The sequence below is a fragment of the Symbioplanes lichenis genome (assembly GCF_030709675.1).
GTDB classification, from domain to species: domain Bacteria; phylum Actinomycetota; class Actinomycetes; order Mycobacteriales; family Micromonosporaceae; genus Actinoplanes; species Actinoplanes lichenis.
Genome location: NZ_JAUZQD010000019.1, coordinates 171,999 through 188,696 on the forward strand (window position 1 = coordinate 171,999; position 16,698 = coordinate 188,696).

Below are 16,698 nucleotides of genomic sequence, written 5' to 3' on the forward strand. Positions count from 1 at the left end.
GAACTCCGGCGTCGCTCGCGGCTGATGCTGATCACGAGCGCAGCATAACGGGACAGCGGCCGCCGGGGCGAGGACAATTACGGGGGTGAAGAAGCTCATCAATGTCCCCGGCGATGTGGTCGCCGAAGCCCTCGACGGGCTCACCCGCACCAGCGCCGGCCTCGCCCGGCTGGCCGGCTCCACCACGGCCGTACGCTCGGACATCGCCCAGGTCGTCGCGGCCGGCCGGGTGACCGTGCTCTCCGGGGGCGGCGCCGGGCACGAGCCCGCCCACGCCGGCTACGTCGGCGCCGGCATGCTCACCGCCGCCGTGGCGGGCGAGGTCTTCACGTCGCCGTCGGTCGACGCGGTCCTCGACGGCATCCGCGCGATCGCCTCCCCCGGCGGAGTCCTGCTCGTCGTGAAGAACTACACCGGCGACCGGCTCAACTTCGGCCTCGCCGCCGAGCTGGCCCGCGCCGAGGGCATCGACGCCGAGATCGTGGTGGTCGCCGACGACGTGGCGCTCGACACCACCTCGCGTACGGGCCGCCGGGGCATCGCCGGCACGGTCCTCGTCCACAAGGTCGCGGGCGCCGCCGCCGAGGCCGGGCTCCCGCTGACCGAGGTCGCCCGGCTCGCCCGCCGCGCCGCGGATGCCGTCGGCTCGATGGGCCTGGCCCTCAGCCCGTGCACGGTCCCGGCCGCCGGGCAGCCCGGCTTCCTGCTGGGTCCGGACGAGGCCGAGTGGGGCCTGGGCATCCACAGCGAGCCCGGCGTCGAGCGCGGCCCCCTGCCCCCGGCCGCCGACGTGGCCGAGCGCCTGCTCACCACGATCGCCGCCGACCGTGGCATCGGCTCCGGCGACTCGGTCGCCCTGCTGGTCAACGGTCTCGGCGCGACGCCGCCGATGGAGCTCACCCTGATGGCCGACGCGGCGGCGCGCGTGCTGCGCAAGCGCGGGATCACGCCCGTACGCACCTGGGCCGGCACGTTCCTCTCCGCGCTGGACATGGCCGGGGTGTCGCTCAGCCTGCTCCCGGTCGACGACGAGCTGCTGCCTCTCCTCGACGCCCCCACCGCCGCGCCGGCCTGGCCCGCCACCGTGTCCACCCCGGAGGGCGCCGTCCTCCCCGCCCCGCCCACGGTCGCCGCCGAGACGGGCACCCTGCCCGCGACCGACCCGGTCCGGCGCGCCCTCGAAGCCGTCGCCGAGACGCTGATCTCCCACCGCGACGAGCTGACCGCCATGGACCGCGAGGTCGGCGACGGCGACATGGGCATCAGCCTGGCCCGGGGCGCGGCCGCGATCCTCGCCGAGTGCCCCACCTACCCCGGCGAGCAGGGCCCGGCCGCGGTGCTGCGCGCGGCCTCCGCCACCGTACGCCGCAGCGTGGGCGGCACCTCCGGCCCGCTCTACGCGATCCTCCTGCTCCGCGCGGCCGCCGCGTTCGAGTCCACCGGCTCCTGGGCCGACGCCCTGCGCGCGGGCACCGAAGGAGTACGCGCCGTCGGTGGCGCCGCCCCGGGCGACCGCACGATGATCGACGCCCTGGACCCGGCCACCCGCGCCCTTTCATGGGATGAAGCCGCAGCAGCAGCCCGCACCGGTGCCGACGCAACGGCGCAGATGACGGCCTCCCTCGGCCGCTCCAGCTACCTGGGCGACCGGGTCCTCGGCCACCCCGACCCGGGCGCCCACGCGGTCGCCCTCTGGCTCGAGGCGGTGGCGGCTACGCTGCGTGCATGACCTGGGACTCAGCCCCCGCCGTCACCCTTCCGTCGGGCCGCGTCGTCCGGGGACGCGGCCTGCGCCGGGCCATGCCCACCGGCCACCTCCCGCAGTTCGGTCTCTACCTGCTGGGCAAGCCGCCGCCCCCGGTGCCGTGGGACCACAGATGGGTGCGCTGGCCCGACTTCCGCCTGCCCACCGAGCCCCCGGCCGCGGCCGCCGCCTTCCGCGAGGCCTGGGAACGCGCCGCCACGTCCCGCGTGGAGATCGCCTGCGGCGGTGGCATCGGGCGTACGGGCACCGCCCTCGCCTGCATAGCCATCCTCGACGGCATCTCCCCCACCGACGCCGTCGCCTGGGTCCGCGAGCACTACCACCCCCGAGCCGTCGAAACCCCGTGGCAGCGCCGCTACGTCCGCAGCTTCACCTGACCCGCCGCCTGGCGTGGGCTGCTTAGACTCCGCTCGTGCGGATCAGTGGACGGCGTCTGGGCGGCGCGGTTGCGAGGCTTCTGGTGCTCGTCGTGGTCGCGGTGGCGGTGATCGCGGGCGTGCGGTGGCGGGCCGCCGGCGTGGCGCATGCGATCACTCCGCCGGCCGGGGCGACCGTGCCGGCGTCCGGCGCCGACACGGATGTGCTCGACCGGGCCGCGATCATCGAGCGCAGCCTGCGCAACGACCGCGGCGAGGCGACCGTACGCATCTACGCGGTCCCGCCCGGCTCGCCCTGGTTGCAGTCCCGGCAGATCGTGGCCACGCAGCTCGATCACTGGGAGCAGCGGGGCGACTGCGCCGACCGGCCCGACGCCTCGATCGTCGAGTGCGCCTGGCGCGAGCCGACCCGCTGGTGGCCCCGCGAGGTGGCCCTGACCATGGTCCGCCTGTCCCCCACCGGCCCGGACGGCTCCCGCCCCACCTACGTGATCATCGGCTCGGCCGTCGGCGCTTAGTCCGCGATCCGATAGCCGATCCTCGCCGCCTGGATGCGGGTCAGGTTGTCCTCGGTGATGCCCTGTCCGGTGAACCGCTCGACGGCGACCAGGCCTTTCCCGGTGCGTTCGCCCGGACCGTCGAAGTCGAGGCCGGCCAGCACCGCTTGCACCTCGGGCGGCAGGTCGTCGTCCTCGTCGAGATATTCGAACGAGCTGAGAAGGCGGCCGCCCTCGGCGAAGGACAGCCGGGTGACGCCGTTGACGTTCCAGAACATGCTGGCCGCGCGGCCGCCGGTCGACGCGGCCTCCAGCACCGCGGCATCGGAGCCGGCGAACCCGTTGTACTCGACGGCCAGCACGGCGTCACCGGACTCCAGCACGGTGACCCAGGGCCCGGCGCCGTACGGGTAGAGCGCCTGCAACTCCCGTTCGATCTCCTCGAAGTCCTGCGGCCGCCCGGGATCAGCCCCGAAGGCCCGCAGCACCTCCGGCACCGTCGAGCCGGTGACGACCGTGACCGTGGCCGCCTGGGACAGCGGCCCGCGCTCCACCCACCGGTAGGCATGCTCGGGCCGGGGCTCACGCACCGGTTCCGGCTCGCCGCGCAGCCGGTGCCCGAGCCGGTCGGTGCGCTTGTGCACGACATCCGGCCCGGCCGGCGCGCTCCACACGATCAGCTTGTAGCTCTCGAAGTGCGCGTCCGCCTCGTCGCGGCCCCGGGCGTGGACGCGGATCCGGTAGTCGCCGGGCCACGGCGGCGTGAGCCGGGACAACCCCCGGCCGTTGCGTGGGCCCGGCCCGATGAGCGACGCGGCCCCCTCGGCCGCGGACCAGCTGACCTCGACGATCTCCTCCCAGTCACCGTCCTCGAGCTCCGGTGGCGCTTCGGTCAGCACGGCGACCTGCACGGGGACGTGACCGTCGGCGATGCCGGTGCGAACCACGACGCCACCGGCGGTCACCGCCGCCAGGCCGGTGCCACCGAAGTCGGCCCACTCCGGGAAGTCGTCTTCGAGCAGCCCGAAACGGTGGCCGGACACGGCCACGTGAGCCGACGAGTGGCCGGGCCGGTATTCCGCCCGGCGCTTGGCCAGCAGCGCCCGGTCGTACTGGGCCGGCATGGGCACCTCGCGCAGCAGCAGCGCGGCCGATCCGGCGGCCAGACCGACGATCGCCGCCGTCTCGTCGAGCATGGCCCCGGCTCCGGCCTGACGCACGACGGCGCCGGCGACGGCCAGGGCCAGTCCGAGGTAGGCGGCGCCATGAGCGGCCGCGACCGCGTCCTCGTCCTCGACCTCCGCCGGAACCGTCAGCACGGGCGCGGTCGCCGGGTGGGCGGCCAGCTCGCGGACCAGCGCCAGCGTCCGATCGCTGATGCCCCTCCGATACGAGTCGAGCAGCGAGACGGCCGGCACGACCTCGCTGTCCCGGCTCCCGCTCAAGGTGACCGTCGCATAACGGAACTCCGGCGGCGCGGGCGGCAGGTCGTCCAGCACGACCGGCGCCGCGGCCCAGTCGTACGCCGCGATCGTCAGCTCGAGCGCCCCCAGCAGCCGCTCGGGCAGCAGCGGGCCCAGCGACCGCAGGCCGGACACCGGCTCCCTCGCCTGGGCCGCCCCGTGGGGGCGGGTCTCGTCGGGAACGCCGAGTCGCCCGAGCACTCCGGCCGGCCCACCAGCCAGCCGCCCCGCGAAAACCGGCACCGCCGCCACGGCAAAAGCCGCCAGCTCATCCGTACGCGTCACCCCTGCGACCCTACGGGCGTTTCCTGCGCCAGCATGTGCTTTCCTCCCGCTCGCCGGATGCGGCAGCAAGATACCGCCCGGGTACGACGAGAACTGACCGCGTCGCGGCGAGGATGAAAGGGAGTGGTCGCGGTCAGAGCGGGTCGGCGCCGGCCAGAGCTTCTTCGGGGAGAAGCAGCTGGGCGCCGAGGACCTCGACGCCCAGGAGACGGCCGCCGGCGTCGAAGTCGAGCACGATCATGCCGTCCGGGCGCTCGACGGTGACATTCTCGACGGAGCGGTGCTCGGCGGCGGCCAGCTCCACATACGCCGCATCGGCCTCGGCGTCCAGAGTCACGCGCATCTGTTGATTGCACCACGCACGGCGTGCGGCGGTCCGCTGTTCACACCGGCCAGGCGCGGCCTGACCGCCAACGACACCCCCTACCTCGGCCGGCTCCCGCCGGTCAGGCTCGCCATGTCGGTGCGGCTGTCCGAGACTGGGATGGCTAACTGTCTAGTGGATTAGACAGCAGCTGTCTATTAAGGTAGACAAGTGCGGTGGTTCAAGGGGCGAGAACAGTTAGCCAGGTGGAAAGGCTCCTCCGGAAGGCGGCTCGACGGGCGAACGCGGCCTGGAGCGTCGCTGAGGTGCCAGGACGTAACGGCCGGCGCCGGGGCAAGGGGTCGCACAAAATGATCGGCCTCTACGACGGCGGCGGCGACCTGCTCGCGCAGACCACCGTCCCGCAGCATCCGGGTGACCTGTCGCCGGTGGTGGCGCGTTCGATCGAAGCGACGTTCGAGCCGTTTCCCGGGAAGGGGTGGCTGGACCGATGAAGCCGACTTACCAGGTGAAGGCGTGGAAGGACGACGGCTGGTGGCTGGCGCGGGTGACCGATGCCAGTGACGGCGCAGATCGGTCCCCGTTGAACGCGCTCACTCAGGCGAAGTCGCTGGCCAAGATCGAGGAGATGGCGCGGGACCTGATCGCTACCATCCTGGACGAGGACGAAGAAGAGTTCGAGGTTCGCTTCGACTACGGCTTGCCGACCGGTGCCGGGCAGTTGCTGGACGACGCCGCCGGTGCTCGCGCCTGGCTCGACGCCGCTCAGGTCCTGTGGCAGGAGCGCGCGGTCGCGGCGGCCCGGGCTCTGACCGCGGAGGGCTTCTCGCTCCGAGAGGTCGCCCATCTTCTCGGGCTCTCTCATCAGCGCGTCGATCAGCTTCTCGGGTCGGCGCTGGCCGACAGCAGTAAGCGTGTCGCTGTGCTGCTGGAGACGACCCGCACGTCGCATCCGGTCAAGGCGAGGCCTCTGGTCGATGCACAATTCGTGCTGGTGGTGGCTGCACCGAGCGGGGTCCGGGTGGACTGGTTCAGGGAACGGTTGACGAAGGTTCTGACCCAGCGGGTGGAGTTCGCAGCGGACGACATCGCTGCGAGCCACGACGACCACGAGCACTGCCAGTTGTAGCGATCGGTACGGTGCAGGACGTGCTGGATCTTGCGGAAGTGCCCGGGCTGATGGACGCCTACCAGGTGCCGGGGGTCAGTGTTGCCGTCGGGGACCTGAGCGGACACGTGTGGACGGCCGGTTACGGGATCACGGGTGGCGCGGCGCCGGCGGCGGTGGACGCGGGCACGGTGTTCGCGGCTTGTTCGATCAGTAAGCATGTTGCGGCGTTCGGCGCCCTGCTTCTGGTGCAGGACGGGGTGCTGGAGCTGGACGGGGACGTCGGCGACTATGTGACGTCGTGGCGGCTGGTCGACGGGGAGGGGCGGCGGGCCCGGGTCACGGTGCGGCAGCTGCTGGCGCACACGGCGGGGCTGACCCCGGGCTGGTACAGGGGTTATCCGGCGGATCGGGTGCCGTCGCTGGTGGAGGTGCTGGAGGGCAGCGGCCACGCGACCACGCCACCGGTGCGGTCGGCGCTGTTGCCGGGCAGCCGCTTCCGCTACGCCGGGAGCCACTATTCCGTACTCCAGCAGGTGATGGTGGAGGCGACCGGGCTCCCGTTCGAGGAGTTCATGCGGGAGCGGGTGCTGACCCCGCTGGGCATGGCGGACAGCAGCTTCGATCAGGGCTTCCCGCATCGGCGAGGGCAGCCGGCGGCCCGGGGGCATCACGGTGTGGGCACCGAGGTTCCCGGCGGCTGGCGGGTGCAGCCGGAGCTGGCGGCGGCCGGACTGTGGAGCACACCGTCCGACCTGCTGCGGCTCGACCTCGAGATCGCGCGGGCGGCAACCGGCGACTCCCCGCTGCTCGGCCGGGAGCTGGCCGTCGAGATGAGCCGGCCCCAGCTTCCCGGCAGCGGGTACGGGCTCGGCGTCCAGGCCGGCGACGGGCGTCTGGGGCACACCGGGCAGAACGTCGGCTACACCTGTTTCTCGTACGTGTGGCCCGGGAGCGGCACCGCAGTCGCTGCCATGACCAACTCCGAGGACGGCTGGGAGCTGCTGGCCACGATCCGGGAGGCCGCCGACCGCCGGTACGCCGCGCGCGTCGACGAGGTGCCGGCGGCGGGCCGCTACCTGCTGCGCGACGACTATCCGGTCGACGTCGCGGTCACCGGCGGGCAGGTGACCGTGGCGGCGGCGGGTCAGGCGCCGGTGGTGCTGAGGGCCCAGCCGGACGGCAGCTACCTGTACCCGGGGCTCGACCTCGGCGTGCGGTTCCCCCGGCCCGGGGTCCTGGAGCTGCGGCAGGAGGGAGTCACGCAGACCGCGGAACGAGCGACCGACTGACCGGGGCGGCTCGGGCGCGGGCCGCGCGGGGCCGTAATGTCGGTCGGCGTGCCCAGGACACCGAGGATCACCACGCGGAACGCGACCTTCCAGCAGTGGCAGGCACTGCTCGGCAACCGGACGAAGCGGCAGCGGGCCGGGGAGTTCGTCGTGCAGGGGGTGCGGCCGATCTCGCTGGCGGTGGAGTTCGGGTGGGAGATCCGGACGCTGCTGGTGTCGGACGGCGGCGGCCTGTCGCGGTGGGCGCGGGAGCTGACCGAGACGTCCGGGGCGCCGCGGGCGCTGGTCGCGGCCGAGCTGATGGCCGAGCTCGGGGGCAAGGACGAGGAGGCACCCGAGCTGCTCGCGGTGGTCGCGCTCCCGGGTGACGAGCTTTCCCGCATTCCGGTACGCCCCCAGCAGCTGATCGTCGTCTTCGACCGCCCGGCGACGCCCGGCAACATCGGCACGCTGCTCCGCTCGGCCGACGCGTTCGGGGCGACCGGGCTGATCGTGACGGGACACGCCGCCGACCCGTACGACCCGCGGAGTGTCCGGGCGAGCACCGGTTCGCTGTTCGCGCTGCCCGTCGTGCGCGTGCCGAGCCATCGGGAGGTGCTCGACTGGGCGGGCGCTCTGGACGTACCGATGCAGGTCGTGGGAACCGACGAGCGTGGGCCGGACGACATCGCCGACCACGATCTCACCGGCCCGACCCTGCTCGCCGTCGGCAACGAGACGCACGGCCTGAGCACCGCCTGGCGCGACGCCTGCGACGCGATCGTCCGCATCCCGATCACCGGCGCGGCCAGCTCGCTGAACGCCGCAGCCGCCGGCACGGTCGCCCTCTACGAAGCCGCCCGCCAGCGCAAGCAGCGATGACCCGGCTGCCGGTCGAGGAGATCGCCGCCCGGCTGGGCCTGACCTACGAGGGCCCGTGCCCCGGCGGGGAGGTCGGCGCGGCGTACGTGCGGCACCCGGACGGGCGTGCGGCAGTGCTGACCGAAGGTACGGCCGCCGCGCAGCCCATCCTCGCGACAGCGCGCGCCGCCGGGCTTCCCGTGGCCGACTATCAGCTGATGGCTGAGGTCCTGGGCCGGAACGTCGCTGTGCAGTCCCGGCTGCCCGGCCGCCCGCCCGCCGTCGTGGACCGGACACGCCCCGGCCCTGGCCGCCGAGCTCGACGCGCGACTGCGAGCCGCCGTACCCCCGCAGGTGTTGCGCCTGTCCTGGGCCCACATGGGCATCCGCCTCACCGACTGGGCGATCCGCCACCACGGCCCCGCCGACGTCGAGCGCTGGCTCAGGCTGGCCGAGACCGGCTATGACTTGTAGGCATGTCGCTGACTCTGGACGAGGCTCGCGCCCGGGCCGCCATGCTGGACGACGTCTCGTACGAGCTGGCGCTCGATGTCACGTCGGCGGAGTTCTTCCGCAGCCGGGTGACCGTGCGGTTCCGGACCACGGGCGGTGACACGTTCCTCGAGTTGCACCGGGCTTCGGAGCTCGTCGTCACCGTCGACGGGGCGTGCGCGCCGGCCGCGTACGACGGGAAGCGGATCTCGCTGGACGGTCTGGCGCCGGGCCGGCACGAGGTGGTCGTGGACGCGCGGCTGTCCTATGTGACCGACGGCGAGGGGATGCACACCTTCACCGATCCGGTGGACGGCGAGCGGTATGTCGGCGCGTACCTCGGGCTGGACATCACGCAGCGGCTGTTCGCGTGCTTCGATCAGATGGATCTCAAGGCGTCCGTCACGGTGACGGTGACGGCCGACCCGGCCTGGACCGTCCTGTCCAATTCCGGCCCGGCCAGGATTCCCTGCAATCAGTTCGTGGTCGTGGCCGGGCCCTACCACTCGATCCGCTGGGAGCACCGCGGCGTGCCCATGGGCTGGCACGCCCGCCGCTCGCTCGCGGCGGAGCTGGAGCGGGACGCCGCCGAGCTGCGCCGGGTGACCGAGGAGTGCTTCGACCACTACGCGCGGATCTTCACCGAGCCGTACGCGTTCGGCCGGTACGACCAGGTCTTCGTGCCCGAGCTCAACTGGGGCGCGATGGAGAACCCGGGCTGCGTCACGGTCAACGAGGCCAAGCTGCCGCGCGGACGTATCACCGACGACGAGCGCCGCGAGCGTGCCATGGTCATCGCCCACGAGATGGCGCACATGTGGTTCGGCGACCTCGTCACGCCGCTGTGGTGGGAGGACATGTGGCTCAACGAGTCGTTCGCCGACTACATGGGGTACGAGACCCACGGCGACCGGGTCGCCTTCGAGGCGCAGCGGAAACCGGGCGCCTACCGGGCCGACCGGCGCCGGTCGACGCACCCCGTGGCGCCCTTCACCGAGGACGTCCCGGACGTGGGCACCGCGACGACCATCTTCGACGAGATCTCGTACGGGAAGGGCAACGCCGTCCTCCGCCAGCTCGTCACGTGGCTCGGCGAGCCGGACTTCCTGGCCGGCGTCAACGCGCATCTCACCCGGCACCGCTTCGCCAACGCCACGCTGGAGGATCTGGTGTCCGCACTGGACGCCGCCTCGCCGCGCGACGTGCGTACGTGGGCCAGGGTCTGGCTCCGGCAGTCCGGCCACGACACGATCACTGTCTCCCGCGAAGGTGACGTGCCGGTGCTGACCCGCTCGGGGATCCGGCCGCACCGGTTCACCGTGGCGGCGTACACCCCGTCGCTGCAGCCGGTCGCCACCCGGCTCGTCGATCTCGAGGACGAGCCCGTCGCCCTGCCGGAGTTCGCGGGACTCGTCGTCGTGCCCAACGCCGGCGGCGAGACCTTCGCGCGGCTCGACCTCGACGCGTACTCCCGGGATGTGCTCGAAGCCGGCCTGACCGAGGTGGCCGACCCGCTCGTCCGCGCGGTGCTGTGGGCCGAGCTGCTCGACCTCGACCTGCTGGCCCGGCACCTCCCGCACGAGCCGTCCTCCACACTGGTGACCGCCGCCCTCGACCGCGCCTTCCGTCACGTCACGCCGGCCGCCCTCGACCGCATCGCCGCGGCCTGCGCGAACGCCTCCGACGTCCCCCGGGCGCGCGGACTGGCCCGCTCCACGACCGACACCGCCCTGCTCCGCCGCTGGCTCGACACCGGCGCCACCGACCACGGGCTGCCGCTCGACCCCCAGCTCCGCTGGTCCGTCGTCCATCGCCTGGCCACGCTGGGTGCTCTCGACGCCGCCGCGATCGAGGCCGAACGGCTGCGCGACGGCACGACCGCAGGCGACCTCGGCGCCGCCACCGCCCTGGCCGCCCGCCCGCACCCCGACGCGAAGGCCGGGGCCTGGGCCGCGATGACGGATCCCACGGTGTCCGTGCGCCGCTTCCGCGCCCTGGCCACGGGCCTCTGGTCCCAGCGCGACCTCGCCACCCCGTACATCGCCGCCTATGTCGCCGCGGCTCCGGAGCTGGCGCGGCGCGGGTCGGCGTTCGGCCAGGCGGTCGGGCGGGCCTTCCCGGCGGTCGAGCTCACTGCGGACGAGCTTGACCTGGTACGCGACCAGCTGCGCACCGGCGTCCCCACGGTTCTGCGCCGGTTGTGGGAGGACGAGCTCGACGACCGTACGGTCACCTCAGCGCGTCTCTGATCGCCCCCGCGTCGCCGTCCGTCCGTTTGATCCCCTCCGCGCGTGGTCGTGAGGAGCCGCCTCAGTCCAGCGCGATCGGATTGGTGAGCGCGGCCATGCCCCCGCCGGGATGGCGAACCTCGACCCGCACGAACCCGGGCCGTCCGTCGCGGAGCGACCACGTGATCGTCCCGCTGCCCTCGGACGACAGCTCCGCCTGGTACGCCACACCGCGTCCCGTATGAAAAGTCACCGTTCCGGACGGCACCCCGCTCACCTCCGCCCTCACCGCGACGTCCTCCCCGCCCGTCTCCAGGCGCTCGCCGATCTGAGCTGTTCGACCACCGGCGGCGGCGGCGAAGGAGAGCCCGACGCCGGCCGACTCGGCGATCCAGCAGTGCCCCGCGCGAACGGCGGCCAGCACAGCATCCCGGCTCAGCTCATCGGTCAGCACCACGGTGTGGGGAGTGCCGATCTGACCGTGCAGGTGTGCGTCGCTGTTGCCGAGCGCCGGCCGCCACCGCCCCCGCTCGACCCCGGTGACCAGGTCGCGGGCCCACCCGGCCAGGGCCGACTCGTTGTCCGCCTGCCACGGGAGGTCCGAGGTCCAGGGCCCGTTCCAGACCTCGACGAGATCGAATCCCTCGTACGAATGCTCGAAGGTACCGGAAGGATACGGCGCGCAGGGGTGTGCCACCACGCGGAGACCGCCGGCTCGAAGAACCTGGTCGACGTCGTTGCCGCGGAGGCCGAGCGCCAGCCAGTGACCCGTCTCGGTGACGACCTCCTGGCCCGGGATGACGAGCAGATCGCCGGAGAGTGGCGCCCACTCGTCGTACCCGGCGATGGTGTTGTGCTCGGTGACGGCGATGAAGTCGAGTCCGCTCGCGCGAGCCGCCGCGATGAGCTGTTCTGGAGTCAGCTCGCCGCCGTGCGAGCGTCGCGAGTGCACGTGAAAGTCGCCCCTGTACATCCTCCGATCTCACCACCAGCCCTGGCGCCTGGCCCAGATGAGCAGGCACACCGACATGGCCAGCATGACGAGGAGGACCGGGACGAGCTGGCCGACGTGGGTGCTGTCGTTGACGATCAGGTTCATGCCGTAGATGGAGGACAGGGCCGTGACCGGCAGCGTGATGACCGCGATCACGGCCAGGCGCTCGGCGGCGACCGCCATGGTGCGCCCGGTCACCAGGCCGTGCCGCGCCCGGAACATCTCCTCGAGGAACTTCTCCGGGTCGCCGAGGTGCCCGCTGCTGACGGTCTGTTCCAGCCGCCAGACCTCGCCGGTCTGCTGCTCGACGAACGCTTCCTGACGCCGGGCCAGGGTCGACACGATCGCGTACGACAGCTCGGACGGCGACGCCGGCCGGAAGCGCCCGCTCTCGACCCGGTGCCGGACCGCGGCGGTGTCGGCGAGCGACCGTTCCAGCCCCACGGCCTCGTTGGTCGGCCCGTGCACGGTGACCACGTAGTTCGGCCCCACGAACTGGTCCAGTTCGACGTAGTGGACGTGCCCGTTGCGCCCGCGTTCGGGGGCGTGGAGAACGACGAAGACATGGTCCGCGTACGCGTGAACCTTGGGCACTTGATTGCGTTTGACGCAGTCCTGCACCGCGAGCGCGTGGAAGCCGAAGACGTCCCGCAGCACCTGGGCGTCACCGGGCCAGCAGTGCGCCACGTCGACCCAGACGAAGCCGTCCTCCCGGCGCAGCAGCTCCGGCAGCTCCGCGACGGTGCGCGCCTCCGCACCCTGACCGGGTGTCAACCACCACACTTCCATTCCGCGTACGCTGCCCCGGCCGCTTGAACAGGAGATGAACCTCAGGCTCGAAGCGGCCGGGATCGCGCCGGAGGCGTGGCGACGGTCACTGGCGCCGGCGCTGGACGGGCTGCGCGCGGGGACGGCCCACGCCCTGCCCGTCCCGCTCAATTCGCCGCGGCCGCCTTGGCGACGCTGATGTTGTCGAAGCCCGCGGCCGCTTGGAAAACGCGCACGCCCGTGGCACCCGTGGTGAAAGTCGCGTCCGTCGCGTCCAGGCGCACATTGTCGGCGTACACGGTGATCTGCGGTCCTCTGGCCTCGACCCGCATGTGGTATCGCCGGCCGGGCGTGACGGCGAGGGGCACCGCCGCGAGCTGCGTCCAGCCGTAATTGGCGCGGCCGAGCACGAGCCGGCCCGCGGCGCTGATCCCGGCGTAATAGCCGCGATAACTGTCGGTGCCGATCGCGGGCTGAGTCACTCGGAACACCACACCCGCGTCGCCGGATCCGGACGTGAGAGTGACGTCGGCGTCGTAGGTCAGGTCACCGAAATTGGTGTCGAGCAATGCCTTGCCCCCGGCCGAGGCGGTCGCCCGATAGGTGCCGTCCGTCGCGGACCACGACGAGCCGTACGTTCTCCAGCCGTTCGCGTTGCCGTCGGCGAAATTGTCGCGTACGCCCATGGTGACGGGGTTGATCGTGCCGTCCGGGGCGAACGTCATGCGGTCGTAGGCGAGCTGCCGGTGATTGGCGTCGGTCTCGCTGAGCGGGCGCCGATGATAGACGAGGTACCAGATGTCGGTGCCCGGGACATTGAGGACGCCGTTGTGGCCGGATCCCTTGGCCACCGCCGGGTCCTGCGTGAGGACCTTACCCATTTTCGTGTACGGCCCCAGCACGCTGTCCGCCATCGCATAGGACACCGAATAGTCGGGGCCGGTCCAGCCGCCCTCGGACCACATCAGGTAGTACTTGCCGTTCCGTTGGAAGACCTGCGAGCCCTCCGTGTAGTTCGCCGGGGTGATTTCCCGGAAGTCGCCGACCGTGCTCGTGAGGTCGTCACTGAGCCTGACAACGTTGGCATGACCCCAGCCGCCGTAGAACAGATAGGCCTGCCCGTCGTCGTCGACAAACACGTCCTGGTCGATGGGCTGGGCCCCGTTGATGAATCGGTCGATCAGCGGCGCGCCGATCGCGTCGACGTAGGGGCCCTCGGGCTTGTCGGCCACGGCGACCCCGATGCCACCGAGCTCGGCGTCGCTCTGAATGTCGTTGGCGCCGAAGAACAAGTAGTACTTCCCGTTGCGCGCCACCGGCGCCGGGGCCCACACCGCGCGCCGGGCCCACGAGACATTGGCCGTGGTGAGAATGTTGGGGTGTTTCGTCCAGTGGACCAGGTCGTCCGAGGAGAACGCGTCGAGATAGGTCTGCTCGTCATAGGGGCGCGAGGAGGTCGGATAGACCCAGTAGCGCCCGTCGTAGACGGCGACGTCGGGATCGGCGTACCAGCCGTCGACGAAGGGGTTGCCGGCCTCGGCGGTCGGCTGGTCCGGAACAGCACTCATGGGCACGAACGCTAACAACGCGGCAACCGCCGCCCGCAGAATCATATTTACGACCTTAGATGTCAATCCCGGCGCCGGGCCAGCATCACAACCACAATCACGGCCCCGGCCAGTACCACGGCCGCCGCCGCGATCCCAGTCACCACGAGCGGCGGAACCCGTTTCGGGGCCGGACCCGCCGCAGTCTCCGCCGTCGGCCGCACGGTGGCGATTTGTGGCTTCTGCCGGTCAAGCCGCGGCACATCAGCGGTGAGTGCCCGCACGAGATCGAGCCGCCCGAACCCGTACGTGTCGTCCCGCCCCGGCCGCCCCGCATCCGCAGCGGTCACGGTCAACCGCCGCACCACCTCGGCCGCGTTGAGCTCCGGATACGCCGCCCGCACCAGCGCCGCCGCCCCACTGACCACGGCGGTCGCCTCACTGGTCCCGCTCCCCCGGTAGTACCCGGTCCGCCCGATCCCGGTCGTGACAATGTCCACCCCGGGCGCGGTGAGATCGACCTGAGGCCCGGTAACAGAAAAATGCGCCACCTTCCCCGTACGCCCCACCGCCCCGACCGTGACAACCTCCGGATACCGCCCTGGAAACTCCCCGGCCCCACTCCCCACATTCCCCGAAGCCGCCACCACCACCATGTCCGCCGCCACCGCCGCCCGCACCGCAGCCCGCAAAACGTCGGTGTCCCCCGTCCCGAACGACATGTTCACGACCCCCGCGCCCCGCTCCCGCGCAAAAGCCACCGCCCGCGTCAGGAACTCGGAGGTCGCCATGTTTTTGATGGGCCCCCGGATCGGCAGGATCATCGCGGCCGGCGCGATCCCGAGCACTCCTGTCCGGCCGCCGTGCCCCCGGCCCGCGATGATCCCGGCCATCTCGGTCCCGTGCCCGTCGATGTCGTCCCGGCCGTCGCCCAGCGGATCGGGGAAGAGGTCCACGCCCGGCAGCACGGCACCGGCCAGATCGTCGTGACCGGCTTCGACCCCGGTGTCGACGAGGGCGACAGTCACCCCTGCACCGAGGCTGATCCGGTGCGCTTTCCCGGCGTCGACCGCGGCCAGGTGCCATTGCGCCGCGCGGACACCGTCGGCCGCCCACGCCGGTTCCGCCCCTTGCACGGGAGCTGCGGTGAGCACCAGCACCGAGGCGACGCAAGCGGCGAGGCGGGATCCAATCAAGCGGCGCCTCCGATGACACCGGGGCCCGGGTCGTGCCGCGCTCGCCGCCGGGACGGCCGAATGATCGGTGCGACGCCCTCGCGGACTTCCCAGATCTCGTCCGCCACGCCACCGTCCGCCGCGGGCGCGTCCGGCGCGGAGTGACTCGGGCGGCGGCCGCCGGTCATCGGCGGGATCGGTTGCGCCGGAGCCGGGCCGGCCGCCGCCGCGAGTCCGGTTCGCGAGCCGGCCGGCGTCAGTCCTCCCGGCGGACGGCCGCCCGTCGAATCCCGGCCCGGCGGCGTCACCCCTCCGGACCCGCCTCGCCGGGACGGCGCGAAGATCGCACCCAACCCACCCGCCGCGCCGGCAGCACCGCCGATGATTCCCGCTGCCCCTATCACCCCGGCCGCACCGATGACCGAGCCGGGCAGCGCACCCCCCGAGGTACCCGGCGACGGCAGCACGGGGGCCGGCCCGTTTCCCGCAGGCGGCACCCCGGCCGAGATGCCGGCCAGACCCGCCTCCGCCCCCGCGACGGGCGACACCCCGGCTGACGGCTCCGGCGGGTTGTGCGGCACAGGAACAGGCACCGGAAGAGCGGCACCACCTCCGGGCGCCACCGGATCGAAGTCGCCGCCCAGACCACCCAGGTCGTCGCGGACCTCGAAGAGGCGGGGCGGTTCGAGCTGGGCGGTGTGGTCGGCGACCGCGGCCTCCGCGCGCTGCATCGCGGCCCGGGCCTTGGCGTCGTACTCGTCCTCGGCATGGTCCGCCCAGCGCGGGATCAAATCCGTGCTCGCCACCGCCCGCTCCTCCGCCAGCGGCCGCACGGCCGCCTGCGCCTCCCCCAGCGCCTCCACGATCCCCCGCAACCCGGCGCGAATGTCCTCCGCCCGCGTCAATGTCTCCTGCATCGACGCCGCGACCAGGTCCATCCGATCGAGGTACGCCCGGGCCGACGCGTTCTCCCCCGGCGGCCACGCCTCGGCCAGCCGGTCGCGCGCCGCCCGCAGCCGGGCCAGCTGTTCCCGCACGTCGCCGGCCAGCGCCTCCCAGTTGGCCACCCGGTCGCTGGCCGTGCAGGTGTCCTCGCGGCGCAGCATGGTCCAGATGGCCGGGAGGTTGTAGGCGGCCCAGTCGGTCATGACTGCCCCAGAAGGTCGGCGAGGCGCTGCTGGGACTGCGCGGAGATCCGGTCGGCCGCGCCGAGGTCCCGGACAACCTGATCCGCCTGCGCGGCGAGCAGGGCGGCCATCCGACGGTACGCCCGCAGGTTGGCGTCCGTGTAGGCGAGCGCCCGCGCGTACCTTTCCTTGGCCGCCAGCATCGTGCCGCCCGGGACGGCCGCGCCGAAGACGACGCCGTGGGCGTGGAGGGTCGCGCTGCGGGCGACGGCGGAGGCGAAGCCCTCGTCGGCGTCCGCTGCCAGCTTCGACGCGACCTCGGCCACCTGGCCGGTCTCGATGCGCACCCCGTCTGCCATGAGCCACCTCCGCCCTTGACACGTTGGTGGCGCGGGATCGGTTCAGCGGGGCCCAG

16 protein-coding genes are annotated in these 16,698 nt (G+C 72.6%); 8 read left to right on the plus strand and 8 right to left on the minus strand.

Translation table 11 applies throughout. The features are described from left to right. Positions 1–85: 85 nt before the first annotated feature. Genes RAN62_RS36530 through RAN62_RS36540 form a run of 3 tightly spaced genes read left to right on the plus strand, consistent with a single transcriptional unit; the run spans position 86 to position 2,660 of the window. Positions 86–1,729: a dihydroxyacetone kinase family protein gene (locus tag RAN62_RS36530; protein ID WP_305789431.1), complete on the plus strand. Its 1,644-nt coding sequence runs from the start codon at positions 86–88 to the stop codon at positions 1,727–1,729. Beyond that, complete coding sequence (locus tag RAN62_RS36535; protein ID WP_305789432.1) at positions 1,726–2,142, plus strand: protein-tyrosine phosphatase family protein; 417 nt, start codon at positions 1,726–1,728, stop codon at positions 2,140–2,142. The genes RAN62_RS36530 and RAN62_RS36535 overlap by 4 nt, the downstream gene beginning before the upstream one ends. Positions 2,143–2,177: 35 nt before the next feature. Next, positions 2,178–2,660, plus strand: a complete 483-nt coding sequence (locus RAN62_RS36540; protein ID WP_305789433.1) for a hypothetical protein — start codon at positions 2,178–2,180, stop codon at positions 2,658–2,660. Here RAN62_RS36540 and RAN62_RS36545 read toward each other — a convergent pair. After that, the gene (locus RAN62_RS36545) at positions 2,657–4,387 is read right to left on the minus strand and encodes a DUF6461 domain-containing protein (RefSeq protein ID WP_305789434.1); all 1,731 of its coding nucleotides are present in this window, start codon (positions 4,385–4,387) and stop codon (positions 2,657–2,659) included. The two genes, RAN62_RS36540 and RAN62_RS36545, sit on opposite strands and share 4 nt — an antisense overlap. A 133-nt stretch (positions 4,388–4,520) precedes the next feature. Further along, positions 4,521–4,730: a DUF2283 domain-containing protein gene (locus tag RAN62_RS36550; protein ID WP_305789435.1), complete on the minus strand. Its 210-nt coding sequence runs from the start codon at positions 4,728–4,730 to the stop codon at positions 4,521–4,523. A 332-nt stretch (positions 4,731–5,062) separates the two neighbouring features. Between RAN62_RS36550 and RAN62_RS36555 the strand changes: the two genes are divergently transcribed. The 5 genes from RAN62_RS36555 to pepN all read left to right on the plus strand — a co-directional run bounded on the left by RAN62_RS36555 (position 5,063) and on the right by pepN (position 10,693). Next, positions 5,063–5,206 (plus strand): hypothetical protein, encoded by a 144-nt coding sequence (locus RAN62_RS36555; protein WP_305789436.1) that lies wholly within the window; start codon positions 5,063–5,065, stop codon positions 5,204–5,206. Continuing rightward, a complete protein-coding gene (locus RAN62_RS36560; protein WP_305789437.1) occupies positions 5,203–5,841 on the plus strand; it encodes a hypothetical protein in 639 nt (212 codons plus the stop codon). Before RAN62_RS36555 ends, RAN62_RS36560 begins: the two co-directional genes overlap by 4 nt. 20 nt (positions 5,842–5,861) lie before the next feature. Beyond that, the gene (locus RAN62_RS36565; RefSeq protein ID WP_305789438.1) at positions 5,862–7,112 is read left to right on the plus strand and encodes a serine hydrolase domain-containing protein; all 1,251 of its coding nucleotides are present in this window, start codon (positions 5,862–5,864) and stop codon (positions 7,110–7,112) included. A gap of 48 nt (positions 7,113–7,160) precedes the next feature. Further along, positions 7,161–7,973, plus strand: a complete 813-nt coding sequence (locus RAN62_RS36570) for a TrmH family RNA methyltransferase (protein ID WP_305789439.1) — start codon at positions 7,161–7,163, stop codon at positions 7,971–7,973. 455 nt (positions 7,974–8,428) lie between these two features. Continuing rightward, a complete protein-coding gene (gene pepN, locus RAN62_RS36575) occupies positions 8,429–10,693 on the plus strand; it encodes an aminopeptidase N (protein ID WP_305789440.1) in 2,265 nt (754 codons plus the stop codon). Positions 10,694–10,754: 61 nt separating this feature from the next. Here pepN and RAN62_RS36580 read toward each other — a convergent pair whose 3' ends face one another. From RAN62_RS36580 to RAN62_RS36605, 6 genes are all read right to left on the minus strand, one after another. Further along, complete coding sequence (locus tag RAN62_RS36580; protein ID WP_305789441.1) at positions 10,755–11,645, minus strand: CehA/McbA family metallohydrolase; 891 nt, start codon at positions 11,643–11,645, stop codon at positions 10,755–10,757. Between the two features lie 9 nt (positions 11,646–11,654). Beyond that, complete coding sequence (locus RAN62_RS36585) at positions 11,655–12,455, minus strand: CorA family divalent cation transporter (RefSeq protein ID WP_305789442.1); 801 nt, start codon at positions 12,453–12,455, stop codon at positions 11,655–11,657. 146 nt (positions 12,456–12,601) lie between these two features. Next, the gene (locus RAN62_RS36590) at positions 12,602–14,002 is read right to left on the minus strand and encodes a family 43 glycosylhydrolase (protein WP_305789443.1); all 1,401 of its coding nucleotides are present in this window, start codon (positions 14,000–14,002) and stop codon (positions 12,602–12,604) included. 62 nt (positions 14,003–14,064) lie between these two features. Next, the gene (locus RAN62_RS36595) at positions 14,065–15,177 is read right to left on the minus strand and encodes a S8 family serine peptidase (protein WP_305789444.1); all 1,113 of its coding nucleotides are present in this window, start codon (positions 15,175–15,177) and stop codon (positions 14,065–14,067) included. Continuing rightward, positions 15,174–16,304 carry a DNA repair protein RecN gene (locus tag RAN62_RS36600; protein WP_305789445.1) on the minus strand — a complete coding sequence of 377 codons (1,131 nt, stop codon included), beginning with the start codon at positions 16,302–16,304 and terminating at the stop codon, positions 15,174–15,176. Before RAN62_RS36600 ends, RAN62_RS36595 begins: the two co-directional genes overlap by 4 nt. Further along, positions 16,301–16,642, minus strand: a complete 342-nt coding sequence (locus RAN62_RS36605; protein WP_305789446.1) for a hypothetical protein — start codon at positions 16,640–16,642, stop codon at positions 16,301–16,303. Before RAN62_RS36605 ends, RAN62_RS36600 begins: the two co-directional genes overlap by 4 nt. Positions 16,643–16,698: the final 56 nt, after the last annotated feature.

Coding starts and splice junctions, on each gene's coding strand:
- RAN62_RS36555 (WP_305789436.1), top strand. CDS start 5,063: ATGATCGGCCTCTACGACGGCGGCGGCGACCTGCTCGCGCAGACCACC.
- RAN62_RS36580 (WP_305789441.1), bottom strand. CDS start 11,645: ATGTACAGGGGCGACTTTCACGTGCACTCGCGACGCTCGCACGGCGGC.
- pepN (WP_305789440.1), top strand. CDS start 8,429: ATGTCGCTGACTCTGGACGAGGCTCGCGCCCGGGCCGCCATGCTGGAC.
- RAN62_RS36590 (WP_305789443.1), bottom strand. CDS start 14,002: ATGAGTGCTGTTCCGGACCAGCCGACCGCCGAGGCCGGCAACCCCTTC.
- RAN62_RS36605 (WP_305789446.1), bottom strand. CDS start 16,642: ATGGCAGACGGGGTGCGCATCGAGACCGGCCAGGTGGCCGAGGTCGCG.
- RAN62_RS36600 (WP_305789445.1), bottom strand. CDS start 16,304: ATGACCGACTGGGCCGCCTACAACCTCCCGGCCATCTGGACCATGCTG.
- RAN62_RS36550 (WP_305789435.1), bottom strand. CDS start 4,730: ATGCGCGTGACTCTGGACGCCGAGGCCGATGCGGCGTATGTGGAGCTG.
- RAN62_RS36535 (WP_305789432.1), top strand. CDS start 1,726: ATGACCTGGGACTCAGCCCCCGCCGTCACCCTTCCGTCGGGCCGCGTC.
- RAN62_RS36585 (WP_305789442.1), bottom strand. CDS start 12,455: ATGGAAGTGTGGTGGTTGACACCCGGTCAGGGTGCGGAGGCGCGCACC.
- RAN62_RS36560 (WP_305789437.1), top strand. CDS start 5,203: ATGAAGCCGACTTACCAGGTGAAGGCGTGGAAGGACGACGGCTGGTGG.